We start from the raw sequence: 15,366 nt of genomic DNA, 5'->3' as shown, positions 1-15,366 counted from the left end.
AAGACGTTTAACCTTTGTGAAAAAAGCCTTCAATACGAAAGGCAATACCAGGTGTTGTGTGGTAGTTTTCTTGCTCAGGAAACTCGATAAAAGGTTCTATTTCAAAAAATAGCCAATCACGTAGCGCATTAAAGCGATAACGATAGCCCAAAGTGTATTTATCAACGACAAAACCACGTGCGCCATTGCGCTCACCTTCAGCTTGTAAACTTAATACGGTTGCGGTAGTGTGATCGATTTGATCAAGTTTATAAAAACCGTGTTTCCAGCGAATACCGCTAAAGTCGGCTGAGCCTCGAATACTATAATTAATCCGAAATAGCGATTTATGATTTAATTGATAATCATATTCCAATAATAATTTAGCACCTAAACCATCATCTAAGTAGTAATATACCGAAGGCTCAAATAAGAAGCCTTGCTGCTCGCCGATATCGAAGCGACGTTTGTGTTTGGCTCGGACAAAAATATCGCCAGCGGAAATACCCAAACGATAATTCATTAAGCGGTTATTGTTTTTATCTTCGGTATAATTCAGCGCCAAAGAGAACTTTTCGTCTTCGGTTTTCGAGTTGGTGTTGGTAGACTCTAGTGGCAAATTGTTCAATTCTTCGTCATCTTCATCGGATAGTACGACACTGACCTTATCTTGCAGGTGCGGTAATTTAACCCGTACACGAAATCGGGGTTTTACTTCACTCCAGTCACGGCTTTTCGGCAGCCAAGCAAAGCGAATTTTTGCTGTGGTTTTTGGCTTTTGTTGTTCACTGCCATCTGCGATAAAAAAACTATCAAACCATTGCGCAGATTGATAAACGGAATTGGAAACCGTTTCATGCAATCCTTGCATCCAGTGCTCATCTTTTTCTTCAGCGGCTTGTTTTACTTCTTGCGAGGAGTAAGCTTGTGCTGAATTTGCAAATGCAAAGTAAAAGAACACTAGGCAAATATGCCAATAACACTTATTTTTACCATACATTTCTATCAAAATTTGTTTTACCTCATTATTTAGCATATCAGTTGGTGATTTTTTTTCTATAAACTTTATAATGAAATCAATTAAATTATAGGGGATTTTTATGGGTGGTATAGGTATTTGGCAATTATTAATTGTCGCAGTGATTATTGTGTTGTTATTTGGTACGAAAAAACTCCGTAATTTGGGCTCTGATCTGGGCTCGGCAGTAAAAGGGTTTAAAAGTGCGGTAACAGATGAAACTGCAAAAAAAGAAGCCGAATCAACTAGCGATGATAGTTTGACGGATAAATCAGTAGAGCAGAGCAAAGTTGCTGAAAAAGAAAAAGACCAAGTCTAATGTTTGATATTGGTTTTTGGGAACTACTCTTAATCGCAATTATTGGCTTAGTCGTACTAGGCCCTGAACGATTGCCGGTAGCAATTCGTACCGTGCGTAACTGGATAAGTAGTATTCGCAGTTTTAGTGAGAGCGTTAAAAATGAACTTACTGAAGAGCTGCGTATCCAAGAACTGCATGCAAATTTAAAAAAAGCCGAGCAGACCGGTATGAAAGACTTGTCGCCGGAAGTTGCTGCTTCAGTACAATCGCTAAAAGAAGCAGCAGAAATGGTCAATAAACCATATCAAACCGCTGAAAAAACAACTGACTCTACAGAGAAAGTTGAGCAGCTAGCTGATAATCAAAATGAAAAGCAGAGTAAATGAGTTCAACAGTTAAGCAAAGCCACACCTTATTTGATCATTTGTTAGAACTGAGAACACGATTATTACATGCGGTGCTAGGTGTGTTGGTTGTTTTTTGTTCCTTGGTCTATTTTACCCAAGATATCTATCAATATGTTGCGCAACCGCTGTTGACTGTTATGCCAGCGGATACGCAAATGATTGCTACTGATGTAGCATCACCTTTTTTTACACCGTTTAAACTCACTATTGTTATCTCTATCTTTGTCGCAATGCCCTATATTCTGTATCAATTATGGTCGTTTATTGCGCCGGGTTTATATAAGAATGAAAAGCGCTTAGTTGCACCATTAATGTTTGGTAGTACCTTGCTTTTTTATGCCGGTATAGCTTTTGCGTACTATGTGGTATTTCCGGTGGTGTTCGCATTCTTTTCTTCGGTGGCACCCGATGGCGTCACTATTGCGACTGATATCAGTCGCTATTTAGATTTTGTTTTAAAATTGTTCTTTGCCTTTGGTGTCGCATTTGAGATCCCTATTGCGATTATATTGATGTGTTGGACTGGGGTCACTAGCCCCGATAGTTTACGAGCTAAACGTCCTTATATTGTGGTTGCTGCATTTGTTGTTGGCATGTTATTAACACCGCCTGATATTATTTCTCAAACCATGCTAGCTGTACCTATGTTACTGTTATTTGAAGTAGGTATAATTATCGCATCGCTTTATTACCGAGCAGATGAAGATGAAGAATCTGAACCAAAGGAAGAACAATAATGAAAAAAACACCGTTTATATCGTTAGTTATGCTAGGTTTGTTGTCATTAACGACACAAGCAGAGACGCTTAACGAAGGTTTAGTTAAATGTACAAAAATTCAAAACAGCTCAGCACGCTTAGGTTGTTTTGACGAACTAGCTAGTTCGGCAATAGTATCAACTGTGACAAGCAAAAAGTCAGCTAATGTAGTATTAACAGCAAAAGCAGAAATTAAAAAAACTTCATTGACATCTAAGGCGAATGACGAGGCAATCAAAGCGGCTAATTTTGGTGTTGAACACCTTAAGCATTCAACTGTTGCTAATGAAGATTTACAAATCGTTTTTACCATTGATAAATTAAGTAAAGATCAATACGGTAAATGGCGTATTACTTTTAAAAATGGTCAACAATGGAAGCAGATGGATAGTACATTTTTAAAAATTAAACTTGGCGATAGTGTATTGTTAAAAAAAGGCTTTATGAATGCCGTTTATTTGAAAAAAAACCAGCCTGATTCCAATAAAAAAATTAACATTAAACGTCTTAAATAAAAAACACAGGTAGCTTAACTTTGATTGATGTTGGGGTTAACTTAACTAATTCACGTTTTGATAAAGACCGCTCAGAGGTTTTGGCGCGAGCTAAAGCAGCCAAGATTAGTGCTATGTTAATCACAGGTACTAATCTTGCAGAAAGTAAACAGGCGATATTACAGTGTCGTCAAGACCCTCATTATTTATATTGTACAGCCGGTATACATCCACATGATGCTGATCAGGCAGATAAAAACTACTTAGAAACCCTATACCAGTTAGCACAACATGATTGTGTTAGAGCTATTGGCGAATGCGGTTTAGATTTTAATCGTAATTTTTCAACAGCAGAAAATCAGACTCGTGTTTTTCAAGGCCAAGTTGAGTTAGCACAACAGTTAAACTTACCGCTTTTTTTACATCAACGAGATGCTTTTCAAGTTTGGTTTGAAATTTTAAAACCTTATATTGATAAAGTTCCAGCTCTGGTTTCACACTGCTTCACAGGTAATAAAAATGAACTACTGCAGTGCTTAGATGCAGGGATGTATATTGGAATTACCGGTTGGGTATGTGACGAACGTCGTGGACAGAATTTGCGTGATATTGTGCCGTTAATCCCATTAGAGCGCTTAATGATTGAAACGGACGCGCCTTATTTGACGCCACGTACTATTCGCCCTAAACCTAAGAGTAGTCGAAATGAACCGAGTTATTTACCTTATATTGTTACTATGTTGGCTGAACTGTTTGATTGCAGTGAATCCGAGTTGATAAAGCAAACAACCATTAATAGTGAAAAAGTGTTTAATTTAAGTGTGAGCAATGCGTAGTTTATATTGGATTGTGGTTTTGAGCTTTCTGGCGTTAGTTTTGCCTATTGCTGTGAAGGCAGAGAGTGTACCTTTGGTCGCAATGGTCGAAGCCAATATGGCATTACCACTGCAGCCCTACATTCAACATATATTTATTGGTAGTGGGTTAATTTTAGCGTTGATGTCTTTTGCTTGGGCGCGTGCACTACGTAGTTACAGTATGGTTATCTTGGCATTATTCTTTGCTATAAAATCTTTAGGTATTTTGGTGACCGGTGGTGTTTCACTGTTGATGATATTTACTGAAAATCATCAATTATTAAAAATTGAAGGTTTATTACTTGCTTGCTTGTCACATCTTATTCTTTTTGCTTTTACCATTAAGTTTTACACACTAAAAAAATTCGAAGCTACATCTTATCAATTATTATTGCGCTTATCCTTTATCATGGTGCTTGCCGTGCCGTTAGCTTATTTTTTTACCCAGACACCTGTTTGGCTATTAACACAAACCTTAGTTAGCATTAGCTTGATCGCACTTTTGTATATCGTTAGAAAGGTTCAAGAACAACGCTTGTCAATGATATTTTCCCTGACACTTTTGGTGTCATTAAGCTTTAATTTTATTAATTATTTACTACATTATTGGCAGTTTTCCACTCAAGTCATTAACGGTCTTGATATGTTGGCTTTTTGGTTGATGGCGATTATGGTCACCTACTTAATGGGCCGTAAATACTATTACCACTTACGTGATGAAAAGTTAGCTCAGCAACAAGTTTTAGCAAGTGCTAGAGCCTCTGATCTTGCCCAGCAAAAACTATTGGCTCTACAAGAGGAAAGCCAAGAGCAGCTAGAAAGTCGTGTACAAGAAAGAACTTTAGAATTGAATATTGCTTTACAAGAACTCGAGGCAGTTAATCAAGAATTAAAAGAAAAAAACACCTTAGATGAACTCTCTGGGCTTTATAATCGTCGCTATTATGATCAAAAAATTATGGCGGAATTTAGACGTAGTCGTCGTAATTTAACGCCATTAAGTATTATTTTGATTGATATCGATCATTTTAAGCTGGTCAATGATAGTTATGGCCATTTAACTGGAGATAAGTGCATTGTCGAAGTGGCAAAGAGAATTAAATCCTTATTACGCCGCAGTACTGATGTCGGCTGTCGTTATGGCGGTGAAGAGTTTTGTTTAATTCTTCCTGAAACTGATGCTGAAGGTGCTTTAGCATTAGCGCAAGATATTTGTCAAAGTACTTATAAACAACAAATTTTTGATGATGATATTATTATTGATTTAACCGTAAGTTGTGGTGTTGCAACCTATCAACAAGAGCAAGGTGTGACGCCTGATATTATTTTCGCCAGTGCAGACAAAGCACTATATAAAGCTAAGCAAGCAGGTCGAAATCAAGTGCAAGTAAGCTTGCTAAGTGAAATTTAAACTATGATAGGAAATGAGTATGAATAACGTCTTTGGCCAATATCCCGCTCGTCGTATGCGCCGTATGCGCTCCGATGATTTTTCACGACGTTTAATGTCTGAGCATCAGTTAAGTGTTGATGATTTAATTTATCCCGTGTTTGTTTTAGAAGGCGAAAATCAGTGTGAGGCTATTGAGTCTATGCCGGGTGTAGAGCGTAAAAGTATCGATTTATTATTAGTAGAATGTCAGGAGTTGGTTGATTTAGGTGTGCCGGCTATTGCTATTTTTCCGGTCACGCCAGCAGATAAAAAATCCTTGATGGCAGAAGAAGCTTATAATACTGAGGGTTTAGCACAACGTACAGTACGAGCGGTAAAAGCAAAATTTCCAAGCTTAGGTGTGATCACCGATGTTGCTTTAGACCCCTTCACCACACACGGTCAGGATGGCATTATTGATGATAATGGTTATGTGCTTAATGAAGTAACGAAAGATATTTTGGTCAAACAAGCCTTGTCGCATGCACAAGCGGGGGCTGATGTTGTTGCCCCTTCTGATATGATGGATGGTCGCATTGGTGCGATTCGGGAAGAATTAGAGCAACACAATTTAGTTAACACTAAAATACTGGCTTATTCAGCCAAATACGCTTCAAGCTACTATGGCCCTTTTCGTGACGCGGTAGGTTCAGCAGGTAACATTAAAGGTGGTAATAAATTCTCTTATCAAATGGATCCTGCTAATAGCGATGAAGCGTTGCATGAAGTTGCACAAGATATTTATGAAGGCGCTGACATGGTGATGGTGAAGCCAGGCATGCCATATTTAGATATTGTGCGTCGTGTAAAAGATAATTTCAAAGTACCGACTTATGCTTACCAAGTGAGCGGTGAATATGCCATGCATATGGCAGCTATACAAAATGGTTGGTTAGCCGAAAAGCCTTGTGTAATGGAAGGTTTATTAGCATTTAAACGTGCAGGTGCTGATGGTATATTAACCTATTTTGCTAAGCAAGTTGCCCGTTGGTTAAAAGAAGAAGCACAGAAAAAATAGCGAATTTAGCTATTCATTTCCCGCTAGATTAATATTATTGTAAGGCCGTGCTGTATAGCGCGGCCTTATTATATCCAGCTAGATAAGTGCTCACTTAGTGCGATATGAGTATCATTAATACAAACAAAACTGATGTAGATATCGTCACCATTTTACATCAAGTAAATATTAGCACTTAATGTTTAGGGTATAACCTAAGCGGTTGAGGTGGACATTTTCTTGCTTTAACTCATCACTAATAAGTGCATGTTGCTTTAGCCATGTTGCTGATAAAAATAAATTCAGGCTTTTATCGTTTGCTGTTATCTGATAATTCGGCAATTTATCGTCTTTACGGCGACGGCATAATATAACGGCTAACCGTAGGATAATGAGCAACTTCATAGCGTACTTAGCATCTATCGACGCTTGCTGTTCAATAAGCGCCTGATTTATATCACCCTTGTAAAGGCTAACAAAGGTAACTAGGAGTTGACGATCTGATTGGCTAAAGCCAGCTAAATCTGCATGTTTAAGAATATAGGCGCTGTGTCGTTGGTGGTATTTGTATTCGAGCAATAAACCAATTTCATGTAAATCACAGCTTGCCTGTAATATTTCAAAGGCATTGTCGTTGGGCAAATCCCAAGTGTTTTTTAGCTGCGTGAAAATAATACTGACTTGTTGTTTAATACTTTGTGCGTGTTGTTGATCGACATGAAAGCGTTGAGAAAGTGCGCTAATTGTTCGTTGACGAATATTAATCGAGTGACTATCAGGTAACATTTCATAGAGCAAGCCCTCACGTAATGCACCACTTGAGAGGGTTAATTTCTCAATAGCAAACTGTTTAAATAAGGCAATTAAAATCGCTAACCCGCTGGCAATAACGGGACTTCTTTCTGTTGATAAACCAGGCAAGTTGATGTGACTTATATTATCAAAAGTTTGTAACTCTGCTTGCACCTGGTATAGAAAGTTTAATGAAATCACCGTAGGTTTGTGCTGATAAATTAATATTTCAGCTAATGCTTGCATGGTACCAGAGCCACCTAATACGCATTGCCAACCAATATCACAAAACTCTGTTTTTATTGCCTTGATAGTCAGCTCTGCGGCTGCTATAGCGCGAGAAAAATTATCAGCTGTGAGCGTACCCTCTGGAAAATATTGCTGATTGAAAGTGACGCAGCCCATGTTAAGGCTATGGGCTTTTTTTATGGTAAAACCATGGCCGACAATTAGCTCAGTACTGGCACCGCCAATATCTAAAACTAAACGTCTATCGGCACTGCAATTGGTATGTGCTACACCGAGATAAATATATTCAGCTTCAGCAATACCACTTAATAGACTAATACTATGGCCTAAAATAAGCTCAGCTTTGGTAATAAAGTCAGCTCGATTTACTGCTAGCCTTAGCGTAGCCGTTGCGACGATGCGAATATTGTTTTTGGGGATATCTTGTAGGCGTTCGGCAAAAAAGCTTAAACATTCTAAACCTTTTGCCATAGCTTGCTCAGACAAAATGTTATCTGAATTTAAGCCGGCGGCAAGACGTACTTTACGTTTTACTCTATCAACAACTTGCACGCTATCGGCAAGTTGTCGAGTAATTAACATATGGAAGCTATTAGAGCCTAGATCGACCACAGCATACAGAGCTGATGAAGTCTCCACTGAAGTGGTCGTCATTGTCTAACCGTTCCTTTGTGGCCTATTACCAGGGCTGCGACTACGATTTTGACCGCCATTGTGTGGTTTATGACGTCGTGGGCGTGGCTTGGGCTTAGGTAAGTCGGTCAATAAGGCTTCATGATCATACTTACTCACTGGTAAATCATGTTCAATATAGCTTTCAATGGCGGGCAAATTAAAGACATATTGCTCGCAGGCTAAACTAATTGCATGGCCAGTAGCACCGGCGCGACCGGTACGACCAATACGGTGCACATAATCTTCACAATCGTCAGGCAAGTCATAATTAAATACATGAGTAACGGCTGGAATATGAAGCCCACGTGCGGCTACATCTGTCGCAACTAAAATATCTAATTGCCCATCAGTAAACTGTTCTAAAATTTTCAAACGTTTCTTTTGGATCACATCACCGGTAAGCATACCAACACGAATATTATCAGCTTCAAGGTGGGCATGTATTTTTTCACAAACATGTTTTGTATTGGCAAAAATAATCGCCTTATCTGGCCAGTCTTCTTCAATTAAGGTTTGCAGCAAAGACATTTTATCTTCGTTTGAAGGATAAAATAATTCTTCGGTGATACGAATGTTGGTTTTTTGATCTGGCTCTACTTCAACACTGTCAGGATCATTCATATGTTCGAAAGCTAGTTCTTTAACACGGAAAGACAGTGTGGCAGAAAATAACATGCTCAAGCGTGCTGTCGCTGCCGGCATTTTGCCAAACATATAACGAATATCTTTGATAAAACCGAGATCGAACATACGATCAGCTTCATCAAGTACCACTACTTCAATATTGTTAAGGTTATAAATACCTTGTTTCAAGTAATCAAGTAAACGACCACAAGTACCAATTAATATATCGACACCTTGTTCAAGTTCTTGACGTTGACTTTCATAACCTTCGCCACCATATACAATGCCAAGGCGTAACCCGGTACTTTTTGCCATTGCAATGGCATCGCGATGAATTTGGATGGCAAGCTCACGCGTAGGTGCCATAATTAGCGCCCGCGGTTGATTGTGGCTAACATCTTTTTTCTGTAGTAAATGATGAAAGGTCGCCGCTAAAAAGGCAATAGTTTTACCTTCGCCTGTTTGCGCTTGACCGGCAATATCTTTGCCTGTCATAAGTATAGGAAGAGACTTTGCTTGAATTGCAGTACAATATTCAAAGCCCATAGATGCGAGACCGTTAACAACGGTTGGCTCGAGTTTAAGTTCCGAGAACTTTATTTCTGTTAAGTGTGTTTTTTTCATACCGCTAGCTTAACAGGTTACGCTATTAATAAAAATTAGATTCACATAAAAGCGCTAATAAATTAATGCTATTAGTTGATTTTGATTTATTTTACTAATAACTGTTATATATGATTGTTGGTAATTAATTGTGATGAAGGTATAATCTTAACCAATTGGCTATAGGCCACCTTTAATGGAGATATAAATGAGCGATAAAATTATTCAGTTAACTGATGATAGTTTTGATACTGATGTAATTAATGCATCAGGTCTTGTTTTAGTTGATTTCTGGGCTGAATGGTGTGGCCCATGTAAGATGATCGCACCGTTGTTGAACGACGTGGCGGAAGAATATGCTGGTAAATTAACTATTGGCAAATTAAACATAGATCAAAACTCTAACACTCCACCTAAATATGGCATTCGTGGTATTCCTACACTTTTGTTATTTAAAGATGGTGTTGTTGCTGACACGAAAGTTGGCGCATTATCAAAAACTCAATTAAAAGAGTTTATTGATAACAATTTATAAAAAAAGGTCCGTATTTCGGACCTTTTTGCTTTTTAGCGAAAGATCAAGCATGTGATCCTTTACCTGTTTTGTTTTTAGTGCTAAATTTAACATTCAAACGAAAATAACATTTCAAATACCATACTCAAACATCCTAAATTGCCAAACGGCACAGCATAACAACCTAAATAGTCTAAGAAACCCCCACTATGAATCTTAACGAACTTAAAGAAAAGTCTATCAGCGAGCTAGTCAAACTCGCAGAAACAATGAAATTGGAGCATTTGGCTCGTAACCGCAAACAAGACATTATTTTTGCTATTTTAAAAGCCCACGCTAAAAGTGGTGAAGATATCTTTGGCAGCGGTGTTTTAGAAATTTTACAAGACGGCTTTGGTTTCCTACGATCGGCAGACTCTTCCTATTTAGCAGGCCCGGATGATATTTATGTATCACCAAGCCAAATACGTCGATTTAGTATGCGTACCGGTGACACCATTGCTGGTAAAATTCGTCCACCGAAAGACGGTGAACGTTACTTTGCTCTCTTGAAAGTAAATGAAGTTAATTTTGACCGCCCTGAAAACTCTCGCAATAAAATCCTTTTTGAAAACTTAACACCGATACATCCAACCGATCGCATGATCATGGAACGTGGTAATGGTTCGACTGAAGATATTACTGCCCGCGTTTTAGATTTAGCCTCCCCGATTGGTAAAGGTCAGCGTGGTTTGATTGTTGCGCCGCCAAAAGCCGGTAAAACGTTATTGCTACAGAATATTGCTCAAAGTATTGCTCATAACCACCCAGATGCTGAATTAATGGTATTGTTGATTGATGAGCGTCCAGAAGAAGTTACTGAAATGCGTCGCTTGGTTAAAGGTGAAGTAATTGCCTCTACATTTGATGAACCAGCTAACCGTCACGTGCAAGTTGCTGAAATGGTAATTGAAAAAGCTAAACGTTTAGTTGAACATAAAAAAGATGTCGTTATTTTACTTGATTCAATTACCCGTTTAGCACGTGCCTATAACACCGTTATTCCTTCGTCAGGTAAAATACTTACCGGTGGTGTTGATGCCAATGCTTTACATCGTCCTAAGCGCTTCTTTGGTGCTGCACGTAATATTGAAGAAGGTGGTAGTTTAACTATTATCGCTACTGCCTTAGTAGAAACTGGTTCTAAAATGGATGAAGTTATCTATGAAGAATTTAAAGGCACGGGTAATATGGAATTACACCTTTCACGTAAAATCTCTGAAAAACGCGTTTTCCCTGCTATTCACTTTAACCGTAGTGGTACTCGTCGTGAAGAGCTATTAACTAAGCCTGATGAATTACAAAAAATGTGGATTTTGCGTAAAATCGTTCACGAAATGGGCGAAATTGATGCCATGGAATTCATGATTGATAAGCTGGCTATGACCAAGACCAATAACGAATTCTTTGATTCGATGAAACGTCAGTAAGACTTAATAATATAAATTGAAAAAACCAGCATCTGCTGGTTTTTTTATGCCTTAAATAACATTACTCTTCAATAATACCTCGAACGCTTGTTAAGCTAGTATTGACTTGATTTATAGCTATCTATTTGAATAATATTGTTTTATTTTGTTTTTTATAGCTCGTTATTAAGGGTTTTAGAGTTTATGACAAATTAATATTGGAGAGCATAATTTAGTGGTTATACTTAATAGAGTTGATGATTGTAAAAGGAATATATTCATATAAAGATATTATTTTTTATTTTTTTGTATGAAAAACGAACGATAAATATTTTGCGATAGTATAGTATGCGCATTTTTTAAATTTATAATGAAAAATTAAGCTGTTGAAGGGGAAGTAAATGCGCTGTTTTTCGATGTTTTTTTTATTGATGTTAGTCAGTAGTATTGCTTGTGGTGCTGAGGAGCTAGATAAGCAAAACATTATCAATATAAAAGTTGTCACTGAAGATACCTTTCCGTTGCAATATCTTGAAAATGGTAAGATTACAGGGCCGGCTACAAGCTTAGTTGAGCAAGTTTTATTAGCTGCAGGTGTAACATACGATATTGCAGTATTGCCATGGGCTCGGGCATATCAGTTAGCGTTAACTGAAGCCAATATTTTAATTTACTCTTTGGCAAAAACGACAGCAAGATTAAATGAATTTAAATGGGTCGGTAGGATCATGGCTCTGGACTATTATTTATACGGTGCGTCTGATAGCGAGATTAATCTGCAAACCTCTTTAGAAGCTCTCAAGCAATATCAAATAGGCACTGTGCGCGATAGTGCTGTTGAGCAATACTTACGCGATAATGGTTTTAAAAAACTGACAACGGTTGTGCAGGGGAAGCAAAATTTCTTCTTGTTTCAACAGAATCGAATTGAGTTATTTCCGGCTAATAAATCAAGTTTTCAAGCAATATGTCTGCAAGATGCATTTAATTGTCATAATTTAAAACCACTTTATAAATTAGATATTTCATCCATTGAGCTCTACATGGCATTTAGTCAGTTAACGGATGATGCCATGGTTGAAAAGGTACGAGCTGGTTATAAGGAAGTTATGAAAAAACGAAAGAATTTACATGATATCGGTATCAATTAGGGATTTTTCCCTATCTACCGTTATAATGCATGATAAATTTTTGGCAAAATTCAAATATGAAATACAGTGATTTAAGAGACTTTATCAGTCAATTAGAGAAATTAGGGCAATTAAAGCGTATTCGCCAACCTATTTCTACTAATTTAACCATGACAGAAATCAGTGATCGAACCTTACGTCAAGGCGGTCCAGCATTGTTATTTGAAAACCCAACTGATGAAAATGGTAACCCGCATGGCATGCCGGTTTTAACTAATTTATTTGGTACGCCAGACCGTGTTGCTTTGGCAATGGGACAAGACAAGGTTAGCGCGTTGCGCGATGTTGGTAAGTTGTTGGCTGCGCTTAAAGAGCCCGAGCCGCCGAAAGGCTTTCGCGATGCCATGGATAAGTTGCCGTTATATAAGCAAGTATTAAATATGCCGGTTAAGGTGATTAAAAAACCTTTATGTCAGCAAGTTGTGCTTGAAGGCGAGGCCGTTGATTTGACTCAACTGCCAATTCAACAATGTTGGCCAGGCGATGTTGCTCCTTTAATTACTTGGGGTTTAACGGTGACTAAAGGCCCACATAAAGAACGCCAAAATTTAGGTATTTATCGCAACCAATTATTAACTCGTAATAAAGTCATTATGCGTTGGTTATCTCATCGTGGCGGCGCATTAGATTTTCAAGAGTTTAAAAAAGCTTTTCCGGGTGAAAAATATCCGGTTGCCGTTGCTTTAGGTGCAGATCCAGCTACTATTTTAGGTGCGGTTACTCCGGTGCCAGATACACTTTCTGAGTACGCATTTGCTGGACTTTTACGTGGTAGCAAAACTGAAGTTGCTAAATGTATTAGCAATGATTTAGAAGTACCGGCAACAGCAGAAATTGTTTTAGAAGGTTATATAGACCCAGATGAATTAGCGCCCGAAGGGCCTTATGGTGATCATACCGGTTATTACAATGAAGTTGACGATTTTCCGGTATTTACCGTTACTCATATCACCCATAGAAAAGATCCTATCTATCACAGTACATATACTGGCCGTCCACCAGATGAGCCAGCGATACTGGGTGTAGCGCTTAATGAAGTCTTTGTACCTATTTTGCAAAAACAGTTTCCTGAGATCCAAGATTTTTATTTGCCGCCTGAAGGTTGCTCGTATCGTTTAGCTGTTGTGACCATTAAAAAGCAATATGCCGGCCATGCTAAGCGTGTCATGATGGGCGTTTGGTCGTTTTTACGTCAGTTTATGTATACTAAATTTGTCATTGTCTGTGATGATGATATTAATGCTCGTGATTGGCAAGATGTCATTTGGGCAATGACTACACGTATGGATCCAAGTCGTGATACGGTGTTAATTGAAAACACGCCAATAGATTATTTAGACTTTGCCTCTCCGGTGTCAGGGTTAGGCTCAAAGATGGGCTTAGATGCGACCAATAAATGGCCAGGTGAAACAAATCGTGAATGGGGCGAGCCTATCGAAATGAGCCAAGCGATTAAAGATCATGTTGATGATATTTGGGCTGAACTCGATATATCTTAACGATTCAAATAACCGATAAATTAATTATACTGTATTAATATCAGAAGCATGCAGTAATAAGGTACAGATAAATGAAAATGATGACATGTCAGGTAGCCTCGTTGACTCCTTTAACAGCACACGTGTATAAGGCACTGTTAAAGCCGAGCCAAGCTGTTGATTTTGCCGCCGGACAATATTTAAATTTTGTCATGAGTGAAGAAGACAAACGGCCTTTTTCAATTGCCAGTGCTCCTGGGGCAGAATATATTGAACTACAAATTGGTGCTTTCGGCTCAGATAGTTATCCAATGCAAGTGATAGAGCACATTAAAGCTAACACTGAAGTTACTGTTGAAATGCCCTTTGGTAGTGCGCAGTTGCGTGAAGACAGTCAGCGACCTTTGCTGCTTATTGCTGGTGGTACCGGTTTTTCATACATTAAGTCTATGTTTGAGTATTTGGCTGCGCAGCACTCTCAACGAGAGGTTATTGTTTATTGGGGGTTACGCGACCCAAGTGCTTGTTATGAGCTAAACGAAACCAAAGAGATGATTAATCAATTGGCTAACGCTAAGTTTATCCCGGTGATTGAAACACCAGATGACACTTGGCAAGGACGTGTTGGTATGGTGCATAAAGTAGTAATGAGTGATCTCAATAATTTAGCTGATTATGATATCTACTTAGCCGGCCGATTTGAAATGGTTGCGGCTGTTCGACAAGACTTCGTTGAGCAAGGGGCTCTAGTTGAGCATATGTATGCGGATGCATTTGCTTTTATTTAAACGAAAAAATCATCATAGTTAAACAGGAGCGGAGCATATTATTGTTGCGCTTTTTTTATGCATTTATGGGGTATTAATCTTAGCGGTCTTTGCTTGTGTTAAGTAGCGATTGGCTAGGGCAACAAACTCATCAATTGAAGCATTTAAATTATTCGCTGAGATAAATATGTGTGCACCGAGCGCATGATTTAACATGTCACTATGATGGAGAAAAGCGGCTAATGGTCCTTTTATCACTTCGCCATCAGCTAATACGTAGGGTTCAAAATTTAATATCCCTTGTTCAAAAGTTAGCAACTGATGTTTAATGCAGTAGTGAATAAGCGGCTTTTGCTCGTGGATCATGCGGTTTGCTAATCGTAAGGACACATGCTTCGCTATTGCATCTATCGATACTAGTTTGATACCGACGTAATTGAGTTCATCACGTGTTATACCAACAGTATTAGTGACTGAGTGTATATTACGAATTTGCTGCCAGTGAAACTGCCAACGACCGTGACGATGATGGAAAGTTAAGCTTTCAGGCGTCATTATCAAACTATAGGCAGGCTCTGCTAGTTTGAGTAAACCGATAAAAATAGTCACTAAGCAAGCGAGCACCATAAAAAGTAAAGGGAAGCGTGCTAATTGCCAATAATAGCTACACAGCCAAGCGACAATAACTAAAGCGATAATACCTGTTAAGGTAATGAATAAACCATGATGACGGGCAATGGCTTTAATTCTGATTGTTTGATCAGTAGTTGTCATAAATTTTGC

General features: G+C 38.4%; 16 protein-coding genes. 12 read left to right on the top strand and 4 right to left on the bottom strand.

Features of this window, described 5'->3' with window-relative positions:
* Window positions 1-7: 7 nt before the first annotated feature.
* Entirely contained in the window at window positions 8-988 is a 981-nt protein-coding gene (locus tag FGD67_RS10985) for a hypothetical protein (protein ID WP_257175043.1), read from the bottom strand.
* A 91-nt stretch (window positions 989-1,079) separates the two neighbouring features.
* Here FGD67_RS10985 and tatA point away from each other — a divergent pair, with 91 nt between their 5' ends.
* Genes tatA through hemB form a run of 7 tightly spaced genes read left to right on the top strand, consistent with a single transcriptional unit; the run spans window position 1,080 to window position 6,264 of the window.
* Complete coding sequence (tatA, locus tag FGD67_RS10980) at window positions 1,080-1,316, top strand: Sec-independent protein translocase subunit TatA (protein WP_257175042.1); 237 nt, start codon at window positions 1,080-1,082, stop codon at window positions 1,314-1,316.
* Entirely contained in the window at window positions 1,316-1,684 is a 369-nt protein-coding gene (gene tatB, locus FGD67_RS10975; protein WP_257175041.1) for a Sec-independent protein translocase protein TatB, read from the top strand. The genes tatA and tatB overlap by 1 nt, the downstream gene beginning before the upstream one ends.
* Window positions 1,681-2,442, top strand: a complete 762-nt coding sequence (tatC, locus tag FGD67_RS10970; RefSeq protein WP_257175040.1) for a twin-arginine translocase subunit TatC — start codon at window positions 1,681-1,683, stop codon at window positions 2,440-2,442. Before tatB ends, tatC begins: the two co-directional genes overlap by 4 nt.
* Window positions 2,442-2,978, top strand: coding sequence for a hypothetical protein (locus FGD67_RS10965; RefSeq protein WP_257175039.1), 537 nt, complete (start codon window positions 2,442-2,444; stop codon window positions 2,976-2,978). Before tatC ends, FGD67_RS10965 begins: the two co-directional genes overlap by 1 nt.
* Window positions 2,979-2,998: 20 nt before the next feature.
* Entirely contained in the window at window positions 2,999-3,793 is a 795-nt protein-coding gene (locus FGD67_RS10960) for a TatD family hydrolase (RefSeq protein ID WP_257175038.1), read from the top strand.
* Window positions 3,786-5,225, top strand: a complete 1,440-nt coding sequence (locus FGD67_RS10955; RefSeq protein WP_257175037.1) for a diguanylate cyclase — start codon at window positions 3,786-3,788, stop codon at window positions 5,223-5,225. Before FGD67_RS10960 ends, FGD67_RS10955 begins: the two co-directional genes overlap by 8 nt.
* A 19-nt stretch (window positions 5,226-5,244) precedes the next feature.
* On the top strand, window positions 5,245-6,264 hold the full coding sequence (gene hemB, locus FGD67_RS10950; protein WP_257175036.1) for a porphobilinogen synthase: 1,020 nt from the start codon (window positions 5,245-5,247) through the stop codon (window positions 6,262-6,264).
* Between the two features lie 168 nt (window positions 6,265-6,432).
* Here the strand turns inward: hemB and FGD67_RS10945 are convergent, their stop codons facing one another.
* Window positions 6,433-7,938: a guanosine-5'-triphosphate,3'-diphosphate pyrophosphatase gene (locus FGD67_RS10945; RefSeq protein ID WP_257175035.1), complete on the bottom strand. Its 1,506-nt coding sequence runs from the start codon at window positions 7,936-7,938 to the stop codon at window positions 6,433-6,435.
* 3 nt (window positions 7,939-7,941) lie between these two features.
* A complete protein-coding gene (rhlB, locus tag FGD67_RS10940) occupies window positions 7,942-9,207 on the bottom strand; it encodes an ATP-dependent RNA helicase RhlB (RefSeq protein WP_257175034.1) in 1,266 nt (421 codons plus the stop codon).
* A gap of 187 nt (window positions 9,208-9,394) precedes the next feature.
* On the opposite strand from rhlB, the gene trxA reads away from it, so the two are divergent.
* From trxA to fre, 5 genes are all read left to right on the top strand, one after another.
* A complete protein-coding gene (gene trxA, locus FGD67_RS10935) occupies window positions 9,395-9,721 on the top strand; it encodes a thioredoxin TrxA (protein WP_257175033.1) in 327 nt (108 codons plus the stop codon).
* Between the two features lie 188 nt (window positions 9,722-9,909).
* Window positions 9,910-11,169, top strand: a complete 1,260-nt coding sequence (gene rho, locus FGD67_RS10930) for a transcription termination factor Rho (RefSeq protein WP_257175032.1) — start codon at window positions 9,910-9,912, stop codon at window positions 11,167-11,169.
* Between the two features lie 380 nt (window positions 11,170-11,549).
* A complete protein-coding gene (locus FGD67_RS10925) occupies window positions 11,550-12,299 on the top strand; it encodes an ABC transporter substrate-binding protein (RefSeq protein ID WP_257175031.1) in 750 nt (249 codons plus the stop codon).
* Window positions 12,300-12,355: 56 nt separating this feature from the next.
* Window positions 12,356-13,837 (top strand): 4-hydroxy-3-polyprenylbenzoate decarboxylase, encoded by a 1,482-nt coding sequence (gene ubiD / locus FGD67_RS10920; protein WP_257175030.1) that lies wholly within the window; start codon window positions 12,356-12,358, stop codon window positions 13,835-13,837.
* A gap of 71 nt (window positions 13,838-13,908) precedes the next feature.
* Window positions 13,909-14,604, top strand: a complete 696-nt coding sequence (fre, locus tag FGD67_RS10915; RefSeq protein WP_257175029.1) for an NAD(P)H-flavin reductase — start codon at window positions 13,909-13,911, stop codon at window positions 14,602-14,604.
* A gap of 63 nt (window positions 14,605-14,667) precedes the next feature.
* On the opposite strand, the gene FGD67_RS10910 is transcribed toward fre, so the two are convergent.
* A complete protein-coding gene (locus FGD67_RS10910) occupies window positions 14,668-15,357 on the bottom strand; it encodes a DUF2982 domain-containing protein (RefSeq protein WP_257175028.1) in 690 nt (229 codons plus the stop codon).
* Window positions 15,358-15,366 lie beyond the last annotated feature (9 nt).

Origin of the sequence: Colwellia sp. M166, from assembly GCF_024585285.1 — a bacterium.
Lineage (GTDB): Bacteria > Pseudomonadota > Gammaproteobacteria > Enterobacterales > Alteromonadaceae > Cognaticolwellia.
Note: the sequence above shows the minus strand (reverse complement) of the source record. Positions and strands in the feature narration are given on the sequence as shown.

Excerpts from the sequence above, each read along its gene's own strand:
- tatA (WP_257175042.1), top strand. The coding sequence starts at position 1,080 with ATGGGTGGTATAGGTATTTGGCAATTATTAATTGTCGCAGTGATTATT.
- tatB (WP_257175041.1), top strand. The coding sequence starts at position 1,316 with ATGTTTGATATTGGTTTTTGGGAACTACTCTTAATCGCAATTATTGGC.
- tatC (WP_257175040.1), top strand. The coding sequence starts at position 1,681 with ATGAGTTCAACAGTTAAGCAAAGCCACACCTTATTTGATCATTTGTTA.
- FGD67_RS10965 (WP_257175039.1), top strand. The coding sequence starts at position 2,442 with ATGAAAAAAACACCGTTTATATCGTTAGTTATGCTAGGTTTGTTGTCA.
- FGD67_RS10955 (WP_257175037.1), top strand. The coding sequence starts at position 3,786 with ATGCGTAGTTTATATTGGATTGTGGTTTTGAGCTTTCTGGCGTTAGTT.
- hemB (WP_257175036.1), top strand. The coding sequence starts at position 5,245 with ATGAATAACGTCTTTGGCCAATATCCCGCTCGTCGTATGCGCCGTATG.
- FGD67_RS10945 (WP_257175035.1), bottom strand. The coding sequence starts at position 7,938 with ATGACGACCACTTCAGTGGAGACTTCATCAGCTCTGTATGCTGTGGTC.
- rhlB (WP_257175034.1), bottom strand. The coding sequence starts at position 9,207 with ATGAAAAAAACACACTTAACAGAAATAAAGTTCTCGGAACTTAAACTC.
- trxA (WP_257175033.1), top strand. The coding sequence starts at position 9,395 with ATGAGCGATAAAATTATTCAGTTAACTGATGATAGTTTTGATACTGAT.
- rho (WP_257175032.1), top strand. The coding sequence starts at position 9,910 with ATGAATCTTAACGAACTTAAAGAAAAGTCTATCAGCGAGCTAGTCAAA.
- FGD67_RS10925 (WP_257175031.1), top strand. The coding sequence starts at position 11,550 with ATGCGCTGTTTTTCGATGTTTTTTTTATTGATGTTAGTCAGTAGTATT.
- ubiD (WP_257175030.1), top strand. The coding sequence starts at position 12,356 with ATGAAATACAGTGATTTAAGAGACTTTATCAGTCAATTAGAGAAATTA.
- fre (WP_257175029.1), top strand. The coding sequence starts at position 13,909 with ATGAAAATGATGACATGTCAGGTAGCCTCGTTGACTCCTTTAACAGCA.
- FGD67_RS10910 (WP_257175028.1), bottom strand. The coding sequence starts at position 15,357 with ATGACAACTACTGATCAAACAATCAGAATTAAAGCCATTGCCCGTCAT.